We start from the raw sequence: 15341 nt of genomic DNA, 5'->3' as shown, positions 1-15341 counted from the left end.
CGGTGTTTACACGCCGCCGGCGGTGAGTTTCTCGGGATTGAGCAACTCTTCCAGTTGGCTGCGCGACAGGTCGGTGTGCTCCAGCGCGACGTCAACCACCGGACGGCCCTGTTTGTAGGCCTGCTTGGCGATTTCGGCGGCTTTCTGGTAACCGATGATCGGGTTGAGTGCGGTCACCAGAATCGGGTTGCGCGACAGCGCTTCCTTGAGGCGCGATTCGTTGACCTTGAAGCTGGCAATCGCCTTGTCACCCAGCAGACGGCTGGAGTTGGCCAGCAATTCGATGCTGCTCAACAGGTTCTGGGCGATGATCGGCAGCATCACGTTCAGTTCGAAATTGCCCGACTGACCGGCGATGGTGATCACCGAGTCATTGCCGATCACTTGCGCGGCGACCATGGCGGTGGCTTCCGGAATCACCGGATTGACCTTGCCCGGCATGATCGACGAGCCCGGTTGCAGGCCTTCCAGCTCGATTTCACCGAGGCCGGCGAGCGGGCCAGAGTTCATCCAGCGCAGGTCGTTGGCGATTTTCATCAGCGATACGGCAGTCGCCTTGAGCTGACCCGAGACGGCCACGGCAGTGTCCTGCGAACCAATCAGCGCGAACAGATCCTTGCCCGGGGTGAATTGCACGTTGGTCAATTGACTCAACTGGCGGCTGAATCGCGCGGCGAATTCCGGATGCGCATTGATCCCGGTGCCGACCGCCGTGCCACCCTGAGCCAGGGATTGCAGGCTTGGCAGCAAGTCCTGCAGGTGACCGATGTTGGCCTTGAGCTGCTGCGCCCAGCCATTGAGCACCTGACTCATGCGCACCGGCATGGCGTCCATCAGGTGGGTGCGACCGGTTTTGACGTGGTGGTGGACTTGTTCAGACTTGCGTTCGATCACTTGCACCAGGTGCAGCAGCGCCGGCAGCAGTTGTTCATGCAGGGCCAGCGCGGCGCTGACGTGGATGGTGGTCGGGATGATGTCGTTGCTGCTCTGCCCGCAGTTGACGTGATCGTTGGCGTTCACCGACTCGTCGAGCAGGCGGCTGGCCAGGGTGGCGATCACTTCGTTGGCGTTCATGTTGGAACTGGTGCCGGAACCGGTCTGGAAGATATCCACCGGAAAATGCTGCATGAAGTCGCCTTCAAGCAGACCCTGGGCCGCGTCGCTGATGGCTTTGCCTTGTGCTGCGCTGATCTGGTTGAGTTCGACGTTGGCCCGGGCAGCAGCGGCCTTGGCCAGGATCAGGGCGCGAATGAACTGGGTCGGCATCGGCTTGCCGCTGATCGGGAAATTGTCCACTGCGCGCTGGGTTTGCGCGCCGTAGAGAGCGTCCACCGGCACCTGCAGTTCGCCCATGCTGTCGCGCTCAATACGTGTCTTGGTCATCTGAAAATCCTTGCACCAGTTCAATAAGAGGAATGGAGGGTTGCAACTCGCAAGTGGCGAGCTGCCAGGTGTAGCTTTGCCAGCGTTTGAGCCGGCATTTGCACAGGGACAGGCGCTCCATTTCACGCAAGGGGCGCCAGGCCTGATCAAGACAGAGGCTGCGCCAGTGCCACGGCAATGCGATGTCGGACGCCGTGTCGAGCAGCAGACGGAAAGAAGTTTCAGCGACAGTCCAGGGCGAGGTCGCCGTGCAGCAGGCCAGATACCGGCCTTCGGCCAGGTAGTGTTCGATCAGACGCGGTTCGTCGGGATCCATGGCGCAACGGATCTGGCGACTCATCCAGCGCCAGCTTTCGAGGTACGGCTGCTCGTGCAAGGCAGAACTCATGATCCTGGGCTCATCCGATAATGAGATTTATTATTAGATGATAATGAGAACCAAAACAAGAGCAGCTTTTTAGCTGGCCTGATCGGCCCGAAAGATTTGCGGACACAAAAAAAGGCGCGCCACCCAATCGGATGGCGCGCCTTTTGTGTACGTGCCTGGGGCTTAACTGCCCGCGACGGTCATCTTCTCGATCAATACCGAACCGGTGCGAATGTTGCTGCGCAGCTCCAGATCGTTACCCACTGCGACGATCTGCTTGAACATGTCGCGCATGTTGCCGGCGATGGTCACTTCCTGCACCGCGAACTGGATTTCACCGTTTTCAACCCAGAAACCTGCCGCACCGCGCGAGTAATCACCGGTGACCATGTTCAGGCCATGGCCCATCAGCTCGGTGACCAGCAACCCACGGCCCATACGTCGCAACAGTGCTGCCTGGTCTTCATCGCCATGGGTGACGAACAGGTTGTGCACACCGCCTGCGTTGGCGGTGCTTGGCATGCCGAGCTTTCGACCGGAATAGGTGCCGAGGATGTACGACACCAGTTCGCCTTTTTCGACGAACGGTTTGGCATAGGTCGCCAGACCGTCACCGTCGTACGACGCACTGCCCATGGCGCGCATCAGGTGCGGGCGCTCGTCGATGGTCAGCCACTCCGGAAACAGCTTCTGCCCCAGCGTCCCTTCAAGGAAGGACGATTTGCGATACAGGCTGCCGCCGGAAATCGCCGACAGGAAACTGCCAAACAACCCGCCCGCCAGCTCGGCGGAAAACAGCACCGGCACTTCACAAGTCGGCACCGGGCGCGCGCCCAGACGGCTCGCCGCTCGCTGTGCAGCGCGCTGACCGATGCTCACCGGGTCGGCCAGCAAACTGCCCTGGCGGTTCACGTCGTACCAGTAATCACGCTGCATCTGGCCATCGGCCTCGGCGATCATCACGCAGCTCAGGCTGTGTCGAGTCGAGGCGTAACCACCGATGAAACCGTGGCTGTTGCCATACACGCGGCAACCCTGATGAGTGCTGAGGGTGGTGCCATCGGCATTCTTGATCCGCGCATCGGTGTCGAACGCAGCGGCTTCACAGAGCAGCGCCTTCTCGATGGCTTGTTCCGGGGTGATGTCCCATTGGTGGAACAGGTCGAAATCCTGAATATCCCTGGCCATCAGCGCGGCATCGGCCAGCCCCGAAGCTTCGTCTTCGGACGTGTGCTTGGCAATCGCCAGCGCCGCAGCGACCGTCTCGCGAATCGCATCGGGCCCGGTGGCGGACGTGCTGGCAGAACCCTTGCGCTGGCCGACATACAGCGTGATGCCGAAGCCCTGATCGCGGTTGAACTCGACCGTTTCGACTTCACGTTGACGCACCGACGTCGACAGGCCCTGCTCCAGCGACACCGCCACTTCGCAGGCACTGGCACCCTGACGCTTGGCTTCGGCGATGATCTGCTCGACCTGTTCCTGCAGTGCCGGCAATGCCTGTGGGCCGACGCTTTCAACTGCACTCATGCTCATCTCCACTCAAATTCTGCTTTCGGCTGGGGCCTTCGAGCGACCGGGCCGGACAAGCGGCCCCCGACTGGTTATCATGGCGGCGTTTCTTTGCGGACTGCCACCATGGTTGATTCTTACGACGACTCCCTCGATACGGGAGAAAAAAGCAAATCCCAGGTCAAACGCGAGCTGCATGCTCTGGTTGACCTTGGCGAGCGCCTTACAACGCTCAAGCCCGACTTGCAGGCGAAACTGCCATTGACCGACGCTTTGCGCCGGGCCCTGGCCGATGCGCCCAAGCACACCGCGAACATCGCGCGTAAACGGCACTTGCAGTTCATCGGCAAACTGATGCGCGATCAGGACACTGACGCCATTCTCACCTTGCTCGATCAACTCGATGCCTCTACCCGTCAGTACAACGAGCGTTTCCACAACCTCGAACGCTGGCGTGACCGCCTGATCGGCGGTGACGATGCCGTGCTGGAGAAATTCGTCGTCGAGTACCCGGACGCCGACCGCCAGCAACTGCGTTCCCTGATCCGTCAGGCCCAGCATGAGGTTGCGCAAAACAAACCTCCTGCCTCGAGCCGCAAGATCTTCAAGTACATCCGTGAGCTGGACGAGACTCAACGCGGTCTGCGTTGATATTCGCCACCGGGTGGCCGCACTGCGCGCCACCCGAAGCTCCATCCCTTCTTATGCGCCCGTGCCACCCACGGTGATCGCATCGATCTTCAGCGTCGGCTGACCCACGCCCACCGGCACCGATTGCCCATCCTTGCCACACGTCCCCACACCGCTGTCCAGCGCCAGATCGTTACCGACCATCGACACCCGGCTCATCGCTTCCGGACCGTTGCCGATCAACGTCGCGCCTTTGACCGGCGCGGTGATCTTGCCGTCCTCGATCAGGTAAGCCTCGCTGGTGGAGAACACGAACTTGCCGCTGGTGATGTCGACTTGACCGCCACCAAGGTTGGCGCAGTAGATACCCTTCTTCACCGACGCGATGATTTCCGCCGGATCGCTCTGGCCGCCGAGCATGTAAGTGTTGGTCATCCGCGGCATCGGCAGGTGCGCGTAGGATTCGCGGCGACCGTTGCCGGTGCGGGCCACGCCCATCAGGCGCGCATTGAGCTTGTCCTGCATATAGCCCTTGAGCACGCCGTTTTCGATCAGCGTGGTGCACTCGGTCGGCGTGCCTTCATCATCGACGCTCAGGGAACCGCGACGACCGGCCAACGTGCCGTCATCGACGATGGTGCAGAGCTTGGAAGCAACCATCTCGCCCATACGCCCGCTGTAGGCAGAACTGCCCTTTCGGTTGAAATCGCCTTCCAGACCGTGGCCGACCGCTTCGTGAAGCAGCACGCCGGACCAACCCGAACCCAGAACAACCGGCAAGGTGCCGGCCGGTGCCGGAATCGCTTCCAGATTCACCAGCGCCTGACGCAACGCTTCACGGGCATAACCCATGGCGCGGTCTTCGGCGAGGAAATAACGGTAGTCGGTACGCCCGCCGCCGCCATGGCCGCCCCGTTCGCGACGACCGTTCTGCTCGACGATCACACTGACGTTGAATCGCACCAAAGGACGCACGTCGGCAGCCAGGCCACCGTCGGTCGAGGCCACGAGAATCCGCTCCCAGACCCCGGCCATGCTCACGCTGACCTGCTGGATACGCGGATCGAGGGCGCGGGTGGCAACATCGATGCGTTTGAGCAGTTCAACTTTTTCGGCGCGGCTCAGCACTTCCAGCGGGTTGTCCGGCGCATACAACTGGGCGACGTCCTGCGTGCTGAACGCCTGCACGGTGCCGTTCTGCCCGGCACGGGAAATCGAACGGGCCGCACGGGCCGCCGCGCCAAGCGCTTCGAGGGTGATCGCGTTGCTGTAGGCAAAACCGGTTTTTTCGCCGGACTGCGCACGCACACCAACACCCTGATCGAGGTTGAAACTGCCTTCCTTGACGATGCCGTCTTCCAGCGACCAGGACTCGGAAATCTGCCCCTGGAAATACAGGTCGGCCGCATCGATGCCTGGACCCGCCAGATCACCGAGCACGCCTTGCAGGCTCTCGATCGTCACGCCGCCAGGCGCCAACAGGTGATCACTGACTGAGGACAACAACTCGCTCATAGGTTTTACGCCTTAAATTCGTGTTCTGAAGCAGGTCGCTGTGCGCCCTGCGAAAAAAACCGCCGATGACCCGTCACCGGCATTCGCGCCCGGATGGACGCCTGTTCGTCACTGTCGCGCTCGGCCAGCAACACGGCTTCGCCTTGTTCCTGCTGCGCCAGCACGCGGCCCCACGGATCGATAATCGCCGCATGGCCAAAGGTTTCCCGCGGTCCCGGATGCGTCCCGCCCTGGGCCGCCGCCAACACGTAGCACTGGGTTTCAATCGCCCGTGCACGGATCAACACGTCCCAGTGCGCCGCACCGGTCACTGCGGTGAAGGCCGACGGCGCGGTAATCAATTCAGCCCCAGCAGCCCGCAATTCGCTGTACAGCTCCGGGAAGCGCAGGTCGTAACACACCGTCAGGCCGATTCGGCCGACCGGCGTGTCCGCAACCACCACGCCACTGCCATAAGCATAGTCATCGGATTCACGGTAACGGCCGCGATTGTCCGCAACATCCACATCAAACAGATGCAACTTGTCATAGCGCGCAACGATTTCGCCCTGATCGTCCACCAACAACGAGCAGGCATGGGACTTCGCCTCGGGTTGCCCCGCCGGCGGCAACGGCAAGGTGCCGGCCACTATCCATAACTTGAGGTCGCGAGCGGTCTGTTTCAACCACGGCAGGATCGGTCCTTCGCCAAGTGCTTCGGCACGGCCGATATCAGCGATGTCGCGACGCCCCATGGCGGCGAAGTTTTCCGGCAGCACCGCCAGCTTCGCGCCAGCGTTGGCCGCTTGTTCGAGCAAACGTCGGGCATCGCGCAGATTGGCCAGCACGTCGCTCTGGCTGACCATTTGAATCACCGCTAAAGACATGGCGAACTCCGCAAGAGGTAGGCAGCCATGCTACTCCATCGGTTTGCGGCCTGGCTGATCAAAAAGGCTTGTCGAAGGTGATTTTCGGCTCTTTCCACGGGCCTTTGACGGTGTATTTGACGCTGGCGAACCGCGCGACGCGATCACCGATCAGTTTGTCGATCAGGAACAGCGCCCCGCCGACCGCCGGTGCACCGACGATCAACGCGGCAATCGGCAGGTTGTTGGTCACCGGCAAGGTCACCAGCAACCGGGCATCGACCTGATCGCCGACCAGATCCAGCGTGCCGTTGAGTTCAAGATTGCTCGATGGCCCGGTCAGTTTGATCGGCTCCTGCGTCACGTAGACGCCGTTGTTCGCTACCAGCAATCCCTTGACCCGGTCATAGCTCAAACCTTTGCCGAACAGGTCAGAGAAATCGAGGCGCAGACGCCGGCCGATGGAATTGAAGTTGAGCAGACCGAACACTCGCAGCGCCTGAGCACCGCCCTCGACTTCGACGAACTGCCCCTTGTTCAGCGACGCATCGAGCGTGCCGGAGAAGCGCTTGGTCGCCAGCCACGCCGGCGAACCCGGCCAGCGGCCGTCGACATCCATGTGGAATTCTTCGCTGGTCACGCTCGGCGCAAAGCCCCAGCCCTTGAGCACGTCGGCGAGATTCTTGCCGCCAATCCGGCCCTTGTACCAACTGCTGGTGGCACCGGGCGTCCCCTCCCAGCCACCGCTGCCCTGCAACAGAATGCCCTTGAGGCCCAGATCGAGATTGTTCAGGGCGATACCCTTGGCGGTCGGACGGACTTTCAGCGACCAGCCACCAACCAGGTCCTGGCCCTGGAACAGCTGATTGATGGTGATGTCCAGCGCCGGGATCTTGGTTGGATCGACCGAGGCCAGAGGGTCAGGGGCGTTATCGTCGGCCTGCACCGTCGGGTCCGGTGCCGGCAAACGCACGTATTGAAGGTTCACCACAATCGGCGCGCTTTTGGCGTCGGGAATGCCGACCGTGCCTTTGGCCTGTTGACTGTCGAGGGCCAGCGCCCAGGCGCCGGGCTTGCGATCCAGTTGCACCGCCGCCTGATCCAGCGTGGTGCCGAAGGCGGTGAGTTTGCCGATCTTGAAATCTGCGCTGCTGAGCAGTTGCTTGGCGCTGCCGCCCGGATCCTGACCGGCGTACTTGTCCACCAGATCCTGCCAGGGTTTGACGTCCAGCTCGGACAACACACCGCGTATCCGCAGGCCTTTGTTGCCCGGCAACACGGCCTCACCGGTACCGAGGAACAGCTCGCCACGGCCATCGGCGAAATTGCCCGGTGGCGCGGCGAAGGTGAAGTTGGCCAGTTGATCGTAATTGACCCAGTAACGCCGCTCCTGACCTTGCAGCGTCATGCGGAACACCGTGTCACGCCCGACATCGGCGGTCATGCCGAACGGCGCGGGCAGATTCACCGCCACACCCTTCAGGTTGGAGCTGACCATCAATTGGCTGTCAGCACCGTCCAGGTTCACTTGCAGTTGATAGGGAATCGTCCCGGACACCGGCAACGGCTGAGTCACGCCGAGCCAGTCGGTGAGTTTCTTGACTTCGACCTGCCCCGACGCCGCTACCCGGGTCTTGAGCTTGCCGGGGCCGCCATCGGCAAAGATCTGCGCGGTGACCGGTTTGTCGAAGGCCCGGGCACTGATGTTCTGCCCGCTCAGACCCTTGGCGCTGTCGAAGCGGAAGTCGCCCTTGAGCTGGCTCAACTCCAGTTTCGGCTCAGCCAGTTTCAGTCGCGCATTGGCAGTCTTGAAGTCCACGAGGATCTTCGGCTGATCGCCCTTGGCCAACGGCACATCCAGTTTGAGTTTGCCTTGCAGGTCGCCCTCGCCTTCCCAGCCGGCGAAGGTGTCGGCGGTGCCGATCGGCGCCTCCTGGAGAATTTTCAAGCCGTCGCCCAGTCCACCGGCAAACCCGCCGTCGAGGTACATATGGCTGTGCTCGCCGCTCGGTACATGGGGGATATTGACGAAGACGTCGTTGACCTGAGTGTCGAGCAACTGGCCTTTGCTGGCGACGATCCGCACACCGCTGTCCTCGATGAACACATCACCGCTGACCTTGCTCACATGCGGCCAGCCAGGCTGGAATGCCAGCTCGGCATCGTGCACCTTGAAAAACAGGCTGATGCTGCGATCCGCATCTGCGGCGCCTTTGTTCAGGGAACCCTGATACTGGAAGAACCCTTGATCCACCGCGCCTTTGAGAATCGCGGTACGCAGCCATTCGTCGAGGGCCGGGCTCAGGACTTCGGGCAGATACTTGGCGGTGTAGCGACCGTCGCCGTCCACCAGCCCGACCCGCAGGTCCATGTAGTCTTCCTGGGTATGGTCGAAATGCAGGCGGATCAGGAAGTCGCCGGCAATCTTGCCTTCCTCGCCGAGCACCTTCAGGTACGGTGCGATCAGCGTGAAACCTTCGCTATCGAGTTTCCAGGTCAGTCGGGCATTGGCCTGGATGTATTGCCATGGCTTGGCAAAAATCGGATCGAGGTGCAGGACAAAGTCCTTGCTGTCCATGCGCAACTCACCGCCGCCGAGGTTGCCGGTCAGGCTGCCGCTGACATTCCGCGCGGCCGGCGCGCCGTGATAGGCGTCGAAGCCGACCTGATCGAGGTTGGCGGCGAAACTGAATTTGCTGTCGTCGGTGGCGTTGGGCCGGAAATCCAGCAGCACATTGCGTAAGCCACCGGTCACTTTCAGATGCTCGACCACGGTGGCAAAGCCTTGCGGCAGCGGGCCCAATGCATTGAGCAACGGAGTGATCGGCGTCAGATCGAGGCGATCGGCCTGCAGATGCCAGAGCTCATCGACCTTGTCGGTGGCGGCGGTCTGCTTGACCTGAACACGGGACTCCCAGCGGGTCTCGCCAAAATTCATCGCCAGCGAATCGAGGGTGACGGTCGCGCCCTCGGCGCTGCGCTGGAAATAACCGTTGAGGGCCAGATTGTTGATCTGGATCGGCTTGCGCTCGGCGTAGGCACCAGTCAGTTGCGGAGCGTTGAGGCGAATGGCGGCGCTTTGCAACGCGCCCTCGCTCCAGTTGACCCACAACTCGCCGCCGGCCTTGATCTCGGAGAAATTCCACTGCTGGGTCAGGCGCTCGGGCAGCCATTTCGCCCAGTCGCTTTGCGGCAAGCTGACGTAGCCCTCGACCGCGCTGTCCTGCAACTGGCTGGCACGAATCCGCGTACGCAGGCTCAGTGCAACGGGTTGCCCGTCGGGCAAGGTCAGTCGCGCGTCGAGGCGCTGACGATTGAGACCGGTCTTGAGATTGAGGCCGACGTAAGTGAACGTCAGCGGCGCCTGGTCCCGCGGCTGCAAGGTCACCTGGCTGTCGAGCACCGACAATTGCTGGACCACTTGCATACGGTTGAACAGTTGCTCGGGATCCATGGGCTGATCCTGCTGCACCGGCAATCCTTCGAGCGCCCACTGGCCGTCTTCACCTTCCTTGAGGCTGATCTTCAGGCCGTTGAGTTCAAGATGCGCGATACGCACTTCACGAGCCAGCAGACTGGCCCACAGATCCGGCACCGCGCGCACCCGATCCAGGCGCAGCGCATTGGCACCGTCGCCGACCATCACGTCGTGGGCCAGCAGGATCGGCGCAAATCCGCTCCAGTTGCCTTCCAGCTCACCGATCTGCAACGGCATGCCCAAGGCTGCGCTGGCCTTGTCTTCGATGTCGGTACGGTATTCGGCCACCAGTGGCGTGAGTTCCCGGCCGAGGCTGACGTACAACGCCATCAACACCAGAACCAACGCGCACAGGCCCAGACCCCAACGGGTCAGTGCGGCCAGAATGCGTGTCAGACGTTCCATGTCAGTTGGCTCCCATGGCAAAAATACTGCAAAAAGCTGAGGCCAGCCGTTTCAGGAAATAGGTGACGCAGGGGATCAGAGCAGCACCACGTCATATTGTTCCTGGGAATACATGGTTTCCACCTGGAAGCGTATGGTGCGCCCGATAAACCCTTCAAGCTCGGCGACGTTACCGGACTCTTCATCGAGCAGCCGGTCGACGACTTTCTGGTTCGCCAGCACACGATAACCCTCGGCCTGATAGGCCCGGGCCTCGCGCAGGATCTCCCGGAAAATCTCGTAGCAAATGGTTTCCGGCGTCTTCAGCTTGCCCCGCCCCTGACAACTGCTGCAAGGCTCGCACAGCACTTGCTCCAGACTTTCGCGGGTACGCTTGCGAGTCATCTGCACCAGACCCAGCTCGGTGATACCGATGATGTTGGTCTTGGCGTGATCGCGCTCCAGCTGTTTTTCCAGGGTACGCAGTACCTGGCGCTGGTGCTCTTCATCTTCCATGTCGATGAAGTCGATGATGATGATCCCGCCCAGATTGCGCAGACGCATCTGCCGGGCAATCGCGGTGGCCGCTTCGAGGTTGGTCTTGAAGATGGTCTCTTCGAGGTTGCGATGCCCGACGAACGCACCAGTGTTGACGTCGATGGTGGTCATGGCTTCAGCCGGATCCACCACCAGATAACCGCCGGACTTCAGCGGCACCTTGCGTTCAAGGGCTTTCTGGATTTCGTCTTCGACGCCGTACAAGTCAAAAATCGGCCGCTCACCCGGATAGTGTTCCAGACGATCGGCGATTTCCGGCATCAGTTCGGCGACGAACTGCGTGGTTTTCTGGAAGGTTTCCCGGGAGTCGATGCGGATCTTCTCGATCTTCGGGCTGACCAGGTCACGCAAGGTGCGCAATGCCAGACCAAGGTCTTCATAGATCACGCTCGGCGCGCCGATGGTCTTGATCTGTTCGCTGATCTGATCCCACAGGCGTCGCAGGTAGCGGATGTCCATCAGGATTTCATCGGCCCCGGCACCTTCGGCGGCGGTGCGCAGAATAAAACCACCGGCCTCCTTGATGCCTTCTTTGGCCACACAATCGCTGACCACCTGTTTCAGACGTTCGCGCTCGGCTTCATCTTCGATTTTCAGGGAAATGCCGACGTGGGCGGTGCGCGGCATGTACACCAGATAGCGCGACGGGATCGACAGTTGCGTGGTCAACCGCGCGCCCTTGGAACCGATCGGATCCTTGGTGACTTGCACCACCAGGCTCTGACCTTCATGCACCAGGGCACTGATGCTTTCCACTGCCGGGCCTTCGCGCAGGGAGATTTCCGAGGCGTGAATGAACGCCGCACGGTCCAGGCCGATGTCGACGAATGCCGCCTGCATGCCGGGCAGCACGCGTACGACCTTGCCTTTATAGATGTTGCCGACGATCCCGCGTTTTTGCGTGCGCTCGACATGCACTTCTTGCAGCACACCGTTTTCGACCACCGCCACGCGCGATTCCATCGGCGTGATGTTGATCAGAATCTCTTCACTCATGGCAGGGTCTCGTTCAGGCATGTTCACGATAATGGCCGCATCTTGTTCCGTTCGACGCTTACTGCGCACTCAGGTTTTGCCAACAGGGTATGCCGAAATGGCCGAGCAGTTCTGCGCTTTCGCACACCGGCAATCCCACGACAGCCGAATAGCTGCCGTTGAGACCGGCGACAAACACCGCGCCAAGCCCCTGAATACCGTAACCGCCGGCCTTGTCCCGAGGTTCGCCGCTGGCCCAGTAGGCGGCGGCTTCTTCGCGACTGATCGCCCGAAACCGTACCAGACTGCATACCACTTGCGACTCGCAGCGCTCACCATCGAGCACGGCGATGGCGGTCAGCACTTCGTGTTCCTTGCCGGACAACATCATCAGCATGGCGCATGCATCGGCTTCGTCCACCGGTTTGCCGAGAATTTTGCCGTCCAGCACCACGGCAGTGTCGGCGCCCAGCACGCAAAATGGCGTGTCGCAGATGACAGAGCGCCGCCCGGCCTCGGCCTTGCCGCGCGCCAGACGCTCGACATAGGCCGTTGGGGATTCATTGGCTAAAGGGGTTTCATCGATGTCCGCACTGATGGCGGTGAACGGAACGCCGATCTGCGTGAGCAGCTCACGCCGACGCGGCGATCCAGAGGCGAGGTAAAGCGACTTCATCCAAACATCTCCCTGTTGAGTGCCCTGCCTCATGGCACCGGTACGGGCCCATGCCTGACCGAATCAGTTGATTTTGTAGCGTCGGCGCAATCCACGCAAAGCGAAGCTGACCCACGGCCAGAGCAAGGCGCTGACCAGTGCCGGCAGCACCAGCGCCAGGGTCGGCTGGCGATTGCCGGTCAGGGCACTGAGCCACAATTGCACAAGCTGCGCGAGACCGAAGATCACCAGGATGACCAGGCACTGCTGCCACATCGGGAACATCCGCAGGCGTTGCTGCAACGACAGCACCAGGAACGTGATCAGCGTCAGGATCAACGCGTTCTGTCCCAGCAGCGTGCCGTACAGCACGTCTTCAGCAAGCCCGAGGCAAAATGCGGTGACCATGCCGACCTTCTGCGGCAGGGCCAAGGCCCAGAATGCCAGGAGCAGGGCCAGCCAGAGCGGGCGCAGGATTTCCATGAATTGCGGCAGCGGCGACACGCTGAGCAGCATGCCGATCAGAAACGTCAGCCAGACGATCCAGCCGTTTCGGGAGGCTTTGACACCGACCATTATTCTCGTCCCCCAGTGGTAGCCGGCGCAGTGACAGGCGGTTTGGCGGCCGGCCGTGCGCTGGCAGGCTGAGCGGCTGGCGGCTTGGTGGCTGCCGGCGTCGCTGCGGGTGGTTTGGCCGGCGTCGCTGGCGGTTTGCTCGCGGCGGGTTTGGCTGGCGTAGCAGCAGCGGGAGCAGCAGGTGTGCTGGCCGCAGCAGGTGCTTGAGCCTGAGCCGGTGTATTCACCGTTTTCGGCACAGTGGCTGGAATGATCGGGCCACCACCAAACGCATCAAGGTTTTCCTGAGCCTGCGCCGCATCGTTGGCACGCTCTTCAGCCGTACGGTTGTCGCTGAACACCAGCAACAGGTAGCGGCTGCGGTTCAGCGCAGCCGTCGGTACGGCGCGGACAATGGCGAATGGCTGGCCGGAATCGTGGATCACTTCCTTCACCGTCGCCACCGGGTAGCCGGCCGGGAAGCGCTGGCCCAGGCCGGAGCTGACCAGCAGATCGCCTTCCTTGACATCGGCCGTATCGGCCACATGGCGCAGTTCCAGACGCTCAGGGTTACCGGTGCCGCTGGCAATCGCCCGCAGACCGTTACGGTTCACCTGCACAGGAATGCTGTGGGTCGAGTCGGTCAGCAGCAAGACACGGGAGGTGTACGGCATCAGTTCGACCACCTGCCCCATCAGGCCGCGTGCATCAAGCACCGGCTGACCGAGCACCACGCCGTCGCGCTCACCTTTATTGATGATGATGCGATGAGTGAAGGGATTCGGGTCCATGCCGATCAGCTCGGCCACTTCGACCTTCTCGTTGACCAGCGCGGAGGAATTGAGCAACTCGCGCAGACGGACGTTCTGCTCGGTGAGGGCGGCAAGCTTTTGCATGCGGCCCTGCAACAGCAGGTTCTCGGTCTTGAGTTTTTCGTTTTCGGCGACCAGCTCAGTGCGGCTGCCGAACTGACTGGCGACACCTTCCCACAGCCTGCCGGGCAGGTCGGTGATCCAGTAAGCGTCCATCAGCACCAGCGACATCTGGCTGCGGGCAGGCTTGAGCAGGCTGAAACGGGCATCGACCACCATCAGCGCGACCGACAGCACGGCCAGCACCAACAAGCGCACGCCCAGTGAGGGGCCCTTGGCGAAAAGCGGTTTAATAGGCCGCTCCTCCCAGGCAAATGTTCTGTTTATTCATACGGCATCAAACCGGCCTGGATGAAGACTGACAGAAGATAAACGCCAACAGGCAGCACTGCAAAGTGCTGCCTGCGCGCTCACCCACGTATTGCACCCGGCGACTTATTCGCTGGAGAGCAGGTCCATGGTGTGCTTGTCCATCATTTCCAGTGCACGGCCACCGCCGCGAGCAACACAGGTCAGCGGGTCTTCGGCAACGATCACCGGCAGACCGGTTTCCTGGGCCAGCAACTTGTCGAGGTCACGCAGCAGCGCGCCACCACCGGTCAGCACCAGGCCACGCTCGGCGATGTCGGAAGCCAGTTCCGGCGGCGATTGCTCCAGGGCGCTTTTCACGGCCTGAACGATAGTTGCCAGGGACTCTTGCAGAGCTTCCAGCACTTCATTGGAGTTCAGGGTGAATGCGCGTGGAACGCCTTCGGCCAGGTTGCGACCGCGAACGTCGACTTCGCGAACTTCGCCGCCCGGGTAGGCCGTACCGATTTCCTGCTTGATGCGCTCGGCGGTGGATTCGCCGATCAGGCTGCCGTAGTTGCGACGCACGTAAGTGATGATCGCTTCGTCGAAGCGGTCGCCGCCAACGCGCACGGATTCGGCATAGACCACGCCGTTCAGGGAGATCAGCGCGATTTCGGTAGTACCACCACCGATATCCACGACCATCGAGCCGCGTGCTTCTTCAACCGGCAGGCCGGCACCGATCGCAGCAGCCATTGGCTCTTCGATCAGGAACACTTCACGCGCACCGGCACCAAGGGCCGATTCACGGATGGCACGACGCTCAACCTGGGTGGACTTGCATGGAACGCAGATCAGCACACGAGGGCTAGGCTGCAGGAAGCTGTTTTCGTGAACCTTGTTGATAAAGTATTGCAGCATCTTTTCGCAGACGCTGAAGTCGGCAATGACGCCGTCCTTCATCGGACGAATGGCAGCAATGTTGCCCGGCGTACGGCCGAGCATGCGCTTGGCCTCGGTGCCGACAGCAACGACACTTTTCTGGTTACCGTGTGTCCGAATGGCCACAACCGATGGCTCATTCAGGACGATACCGCGCTCGCGCACGTAAATAAGGGTGTTGGCAGTGCCCAGGTCAATGGAAAGATCGCTGGAAAACATGCCACGCAGTTTCTTGAACATGGGAAAGGGACCCTAGGCAACGCGTGGGTAAAAAAGTGCGGCAAACTCTAACAACGACAGGGATTTTGGGCAAGGCGCCAATATGTTAAATTGGCCGCTTTTCTGTGCACCAAGCCCCACAATCGCGGCCTTATGACCG

Annotated in this window: 12 protein-coding genes; 1 reads left to right on the top strand and 11 read right to left on the bottom strand. The window is 61.4% G+C overall.

Annotated features, from left to right (window positions below; translation table 11 throughout):
- Window positions 1–6: 6 nt before the first annotated feature.
- From AC1RMX_RS18230 to pmbA, 3 genes are all read right to left on the bottom strand, one after another.
- Window positions 7–1383 carry a class II fumarate hydratase gene (locus AC1RMX_RS18230; RefSeq protein ID WP_493072677.1) on the bottom strand — a complete coding sequence of 459 codons (1377 nt, stop codon included), beginning with the start codon at window positions 1381–1383 and terminating at the stop codon, window positions 7–9.
- A complete protein-coding gene (locus AC1RMX_RS18225) occupies window positions 1364–1771 on the bottom strand; it encodes a FagA protein (protein WP_493072676.1) in 408 nt (135 codons plus the stop codon). Before AC1RMX_RS18225 ends, AC1RMX_RS18230 begins: the two co-directional genes overlap by 20 nt.
- A gap of 162 nt (window positions 1772–1933) precedes the next feature.
- The gene (gene pmbA, locus AC1RMX_RS18220) at window positions 1934–3280 is read right to left on the bottom strand and encodes a metalloprotease PmbA (protein WP_096818948.1); all 1347 of its coding nucleotides are present in this window, start codon (window positions 3278–3280) and stop codon (window positions 1934–1936) included.
- A gap of 108 nt (window positions 3281–3388) precedes the next feature.
- Between pmbA and yjgA the strand changes: the two genes are divergently transcribed.
- The gene (gene yjgA, locus AC1RMX_RS18215; RefSeq protein ID WP_096818946.1) at window positions 3389–3913 is read left to right on the top strand and encodes a ribosome biogenesis factor YjgA; all 525 of its coding nucleotides are present in this window, start codon (window positions 3389–3391) and stop codon (window positions 3911–3913) included.
- Between the two features lie 51 nt (window positions 3914–3964).
- Here the strand turns inward: yjgA and tldD are convergent, their stop codons facing one another.
- From tldD to mreB, 8 genes are all read right to left on the bottom strand, one after another.
- Window positions 3965–5407 (bottom strand): metalloprotease TldD, encoded by a 1443-nt coding sequence (gene tldD / locus AC1RMX_RS18210; protein WP_085711794.1) that lies wholly within the window; start codon window positions 5405–5407, stop codon window positions 3965–3967.
- A gap of 5 nt (window positions 5408–5412) precedes the next feature.
- Complete coding sequence (locus AC1RMX_RS18205) at window positions 5413–6273, bottom strand: carbon-nitrogen hydrolase family protein (protein ID WP_493072675.1); 861 nt, start codon at window positions 6271–6273, stop codon at window positions 5413–5415.
- Between the two features lie 58 nt (window positions 6274–6331).
- Window positions 6332–10135 (bottom strand): YhdP family protein, encoded by a 3804-nt coding sequence (locus AC1RMX_RS18200; RefSeq protein WP_493072674.1) that lies wholly within the window; start codon window positions 10133–10135, stop codon window positions 6332–6334.
- Window positions 10136–10210: 75 nt separating this feature from the next.
- On the bottom strand, window positions 10211–11668 hold the full coding sequence (gene rng, locus AC1RMX_RS18195) for a ribonuclease G (protein ID WP_096818937.1): 1458 nt from the start codon (window positions 11666–11668) through the stop codon (window positions 10211–10213).
- Window positions 11669–11726: 58 nt separating this feature from the next.
- Window positions 11727–12323 (bottom strand): Maf family protein, encoded by a 597-nt coding sequence (locus AC1RMX_RS18190; protein ID WP_493072673.1) that lies wholly within the window; start codon window positions 12321–12323, stop codon window positions 11727–11729.
- 63 nt (window positions 12324–12386) lie between these two features.
- Entirely contained in the window at window positions 12387–12878 is a 492-nt protein-coding gene (gene mreD / locus AC1RMX_RS18185) for a rod shape-determining protein MreD (RefSeq protein WP_085711798.1), read from the bottom strand.
- Window positions 12878–14023: a rod shape-determining protein MreC gene (gene mreC, locus AC1RMX_RS18180; protein WP_493072746.1), complete on the bottom strand. Its 1146-nt coding sequence runs from the start codon at window positions 14021–14023 to the stop codon at window positions 12878–12880. Before mreC ends, mreD begins: the two co-directional genes overlap by 1 nt.
- A 141-nt stretch (window positions 14024–14164) precedes the next feature.
- Window positions 14165–15202 carry a rod shape-determining protein MreB gene (mreB, locus tag AC1RMX_RS18175; protein WP_002555108.1) on the bottom strand — a complete coding sequence of 346 codons (1038 nt, stop codon included), beginning with the start codon at window positions 15200–15202 and terminating at the stop codon, window positions 14165–14167.
- Window positions 15203–15341: the final 139 nt, after the last annotated feature.

The sequence above is a fragment of the Pseudomonas sp. GW822-FHT03F04 genome (assembly GCF_058801405.1).
The sequence above is the reverse complement of the archived record's forward strand: the minus strand, read 5'-3'. Positions and strand labels throughout refer to the sequence as shown.

Bases quoted from the DNA above. Each gene is read 5' to 3' on its own strand.
- mreB (WP_002555108.1), bottom strand. From the start codon at position 15,202: ATGTTCAAGAAACTGCGTGGCATGTTTTCCAGCGATCTTTCCATTGAC.
- AC1RMX_RS18205 (WP_493072675.1), bottom strand. From the start codon at position 6,273: ATGTCTTTAGCGGTGATTCAAATGGTCAGCCAGAGCGACGTGCTGGCC.
- yjgA (WP_096818946.1), top strand. From the start codon at position 3,389: ATGGTTGATTCTTACGACGACTCCCTCGATACGGGAGAAAAAAGCAAA.
- tldD (WP_085711794.1), bottom strand. From the start codon at position 5,407: ATGAGCGAGTTGTTGTCCTCAGTCAGTGATCACCTGTTGGCGCCTGGC.
- AC1RMX_RS18200 (WP_493072674.1), bottom strand. From the start codon at position 10,135: ATGGAACGTCTGACACGCATTCTGGCCGCACTGACCCGTTGGGGTCTG.
- pmbA (WP_096818948.1), bottom strand. From the start codon at position 3,280: ATGAGTGCAGTTGAAAGCGTCGGCCCACAGGCATTGCCGGCACTGCAG.
- AC1RMX_RS18225 (WP_493072676.1), bottom strand. From the start codon at position 1,771: ATGAGTTCTGCCTTGCACGAGCAGCCGTACCTCGAAAGCTGGCGCTGG.
- AC1RMX_RS18230 (WP_493072677.1), bottom strand. From the start codon at position 1,383: ATGACCAAGACACGTATTGAGCGCGACAGCATGGGCGAACTGCAGGTG.
- rng (WP_096818937.1), bottom strand. From the start codon at position 11,668: ATGAGTGAAGAGATTCTGATCAACATCACGCCGATGGAATCGCGCGTG.
- AC1RMX_RS18190 (WP_493072673.1), bottom strand. From the start codon at position 12,323: ATGAAGTCGCTTTACCTCGCCTCTGGATCGCCGCGTCGGCGTGAGCTG.
- mreD (WP_085711798.1), bottom strand. From the start codon at position 12,878: ATGGTCGGTGTCAAAGCCTCCCGAAACGGCTGGATCGTCTGGCTGACG.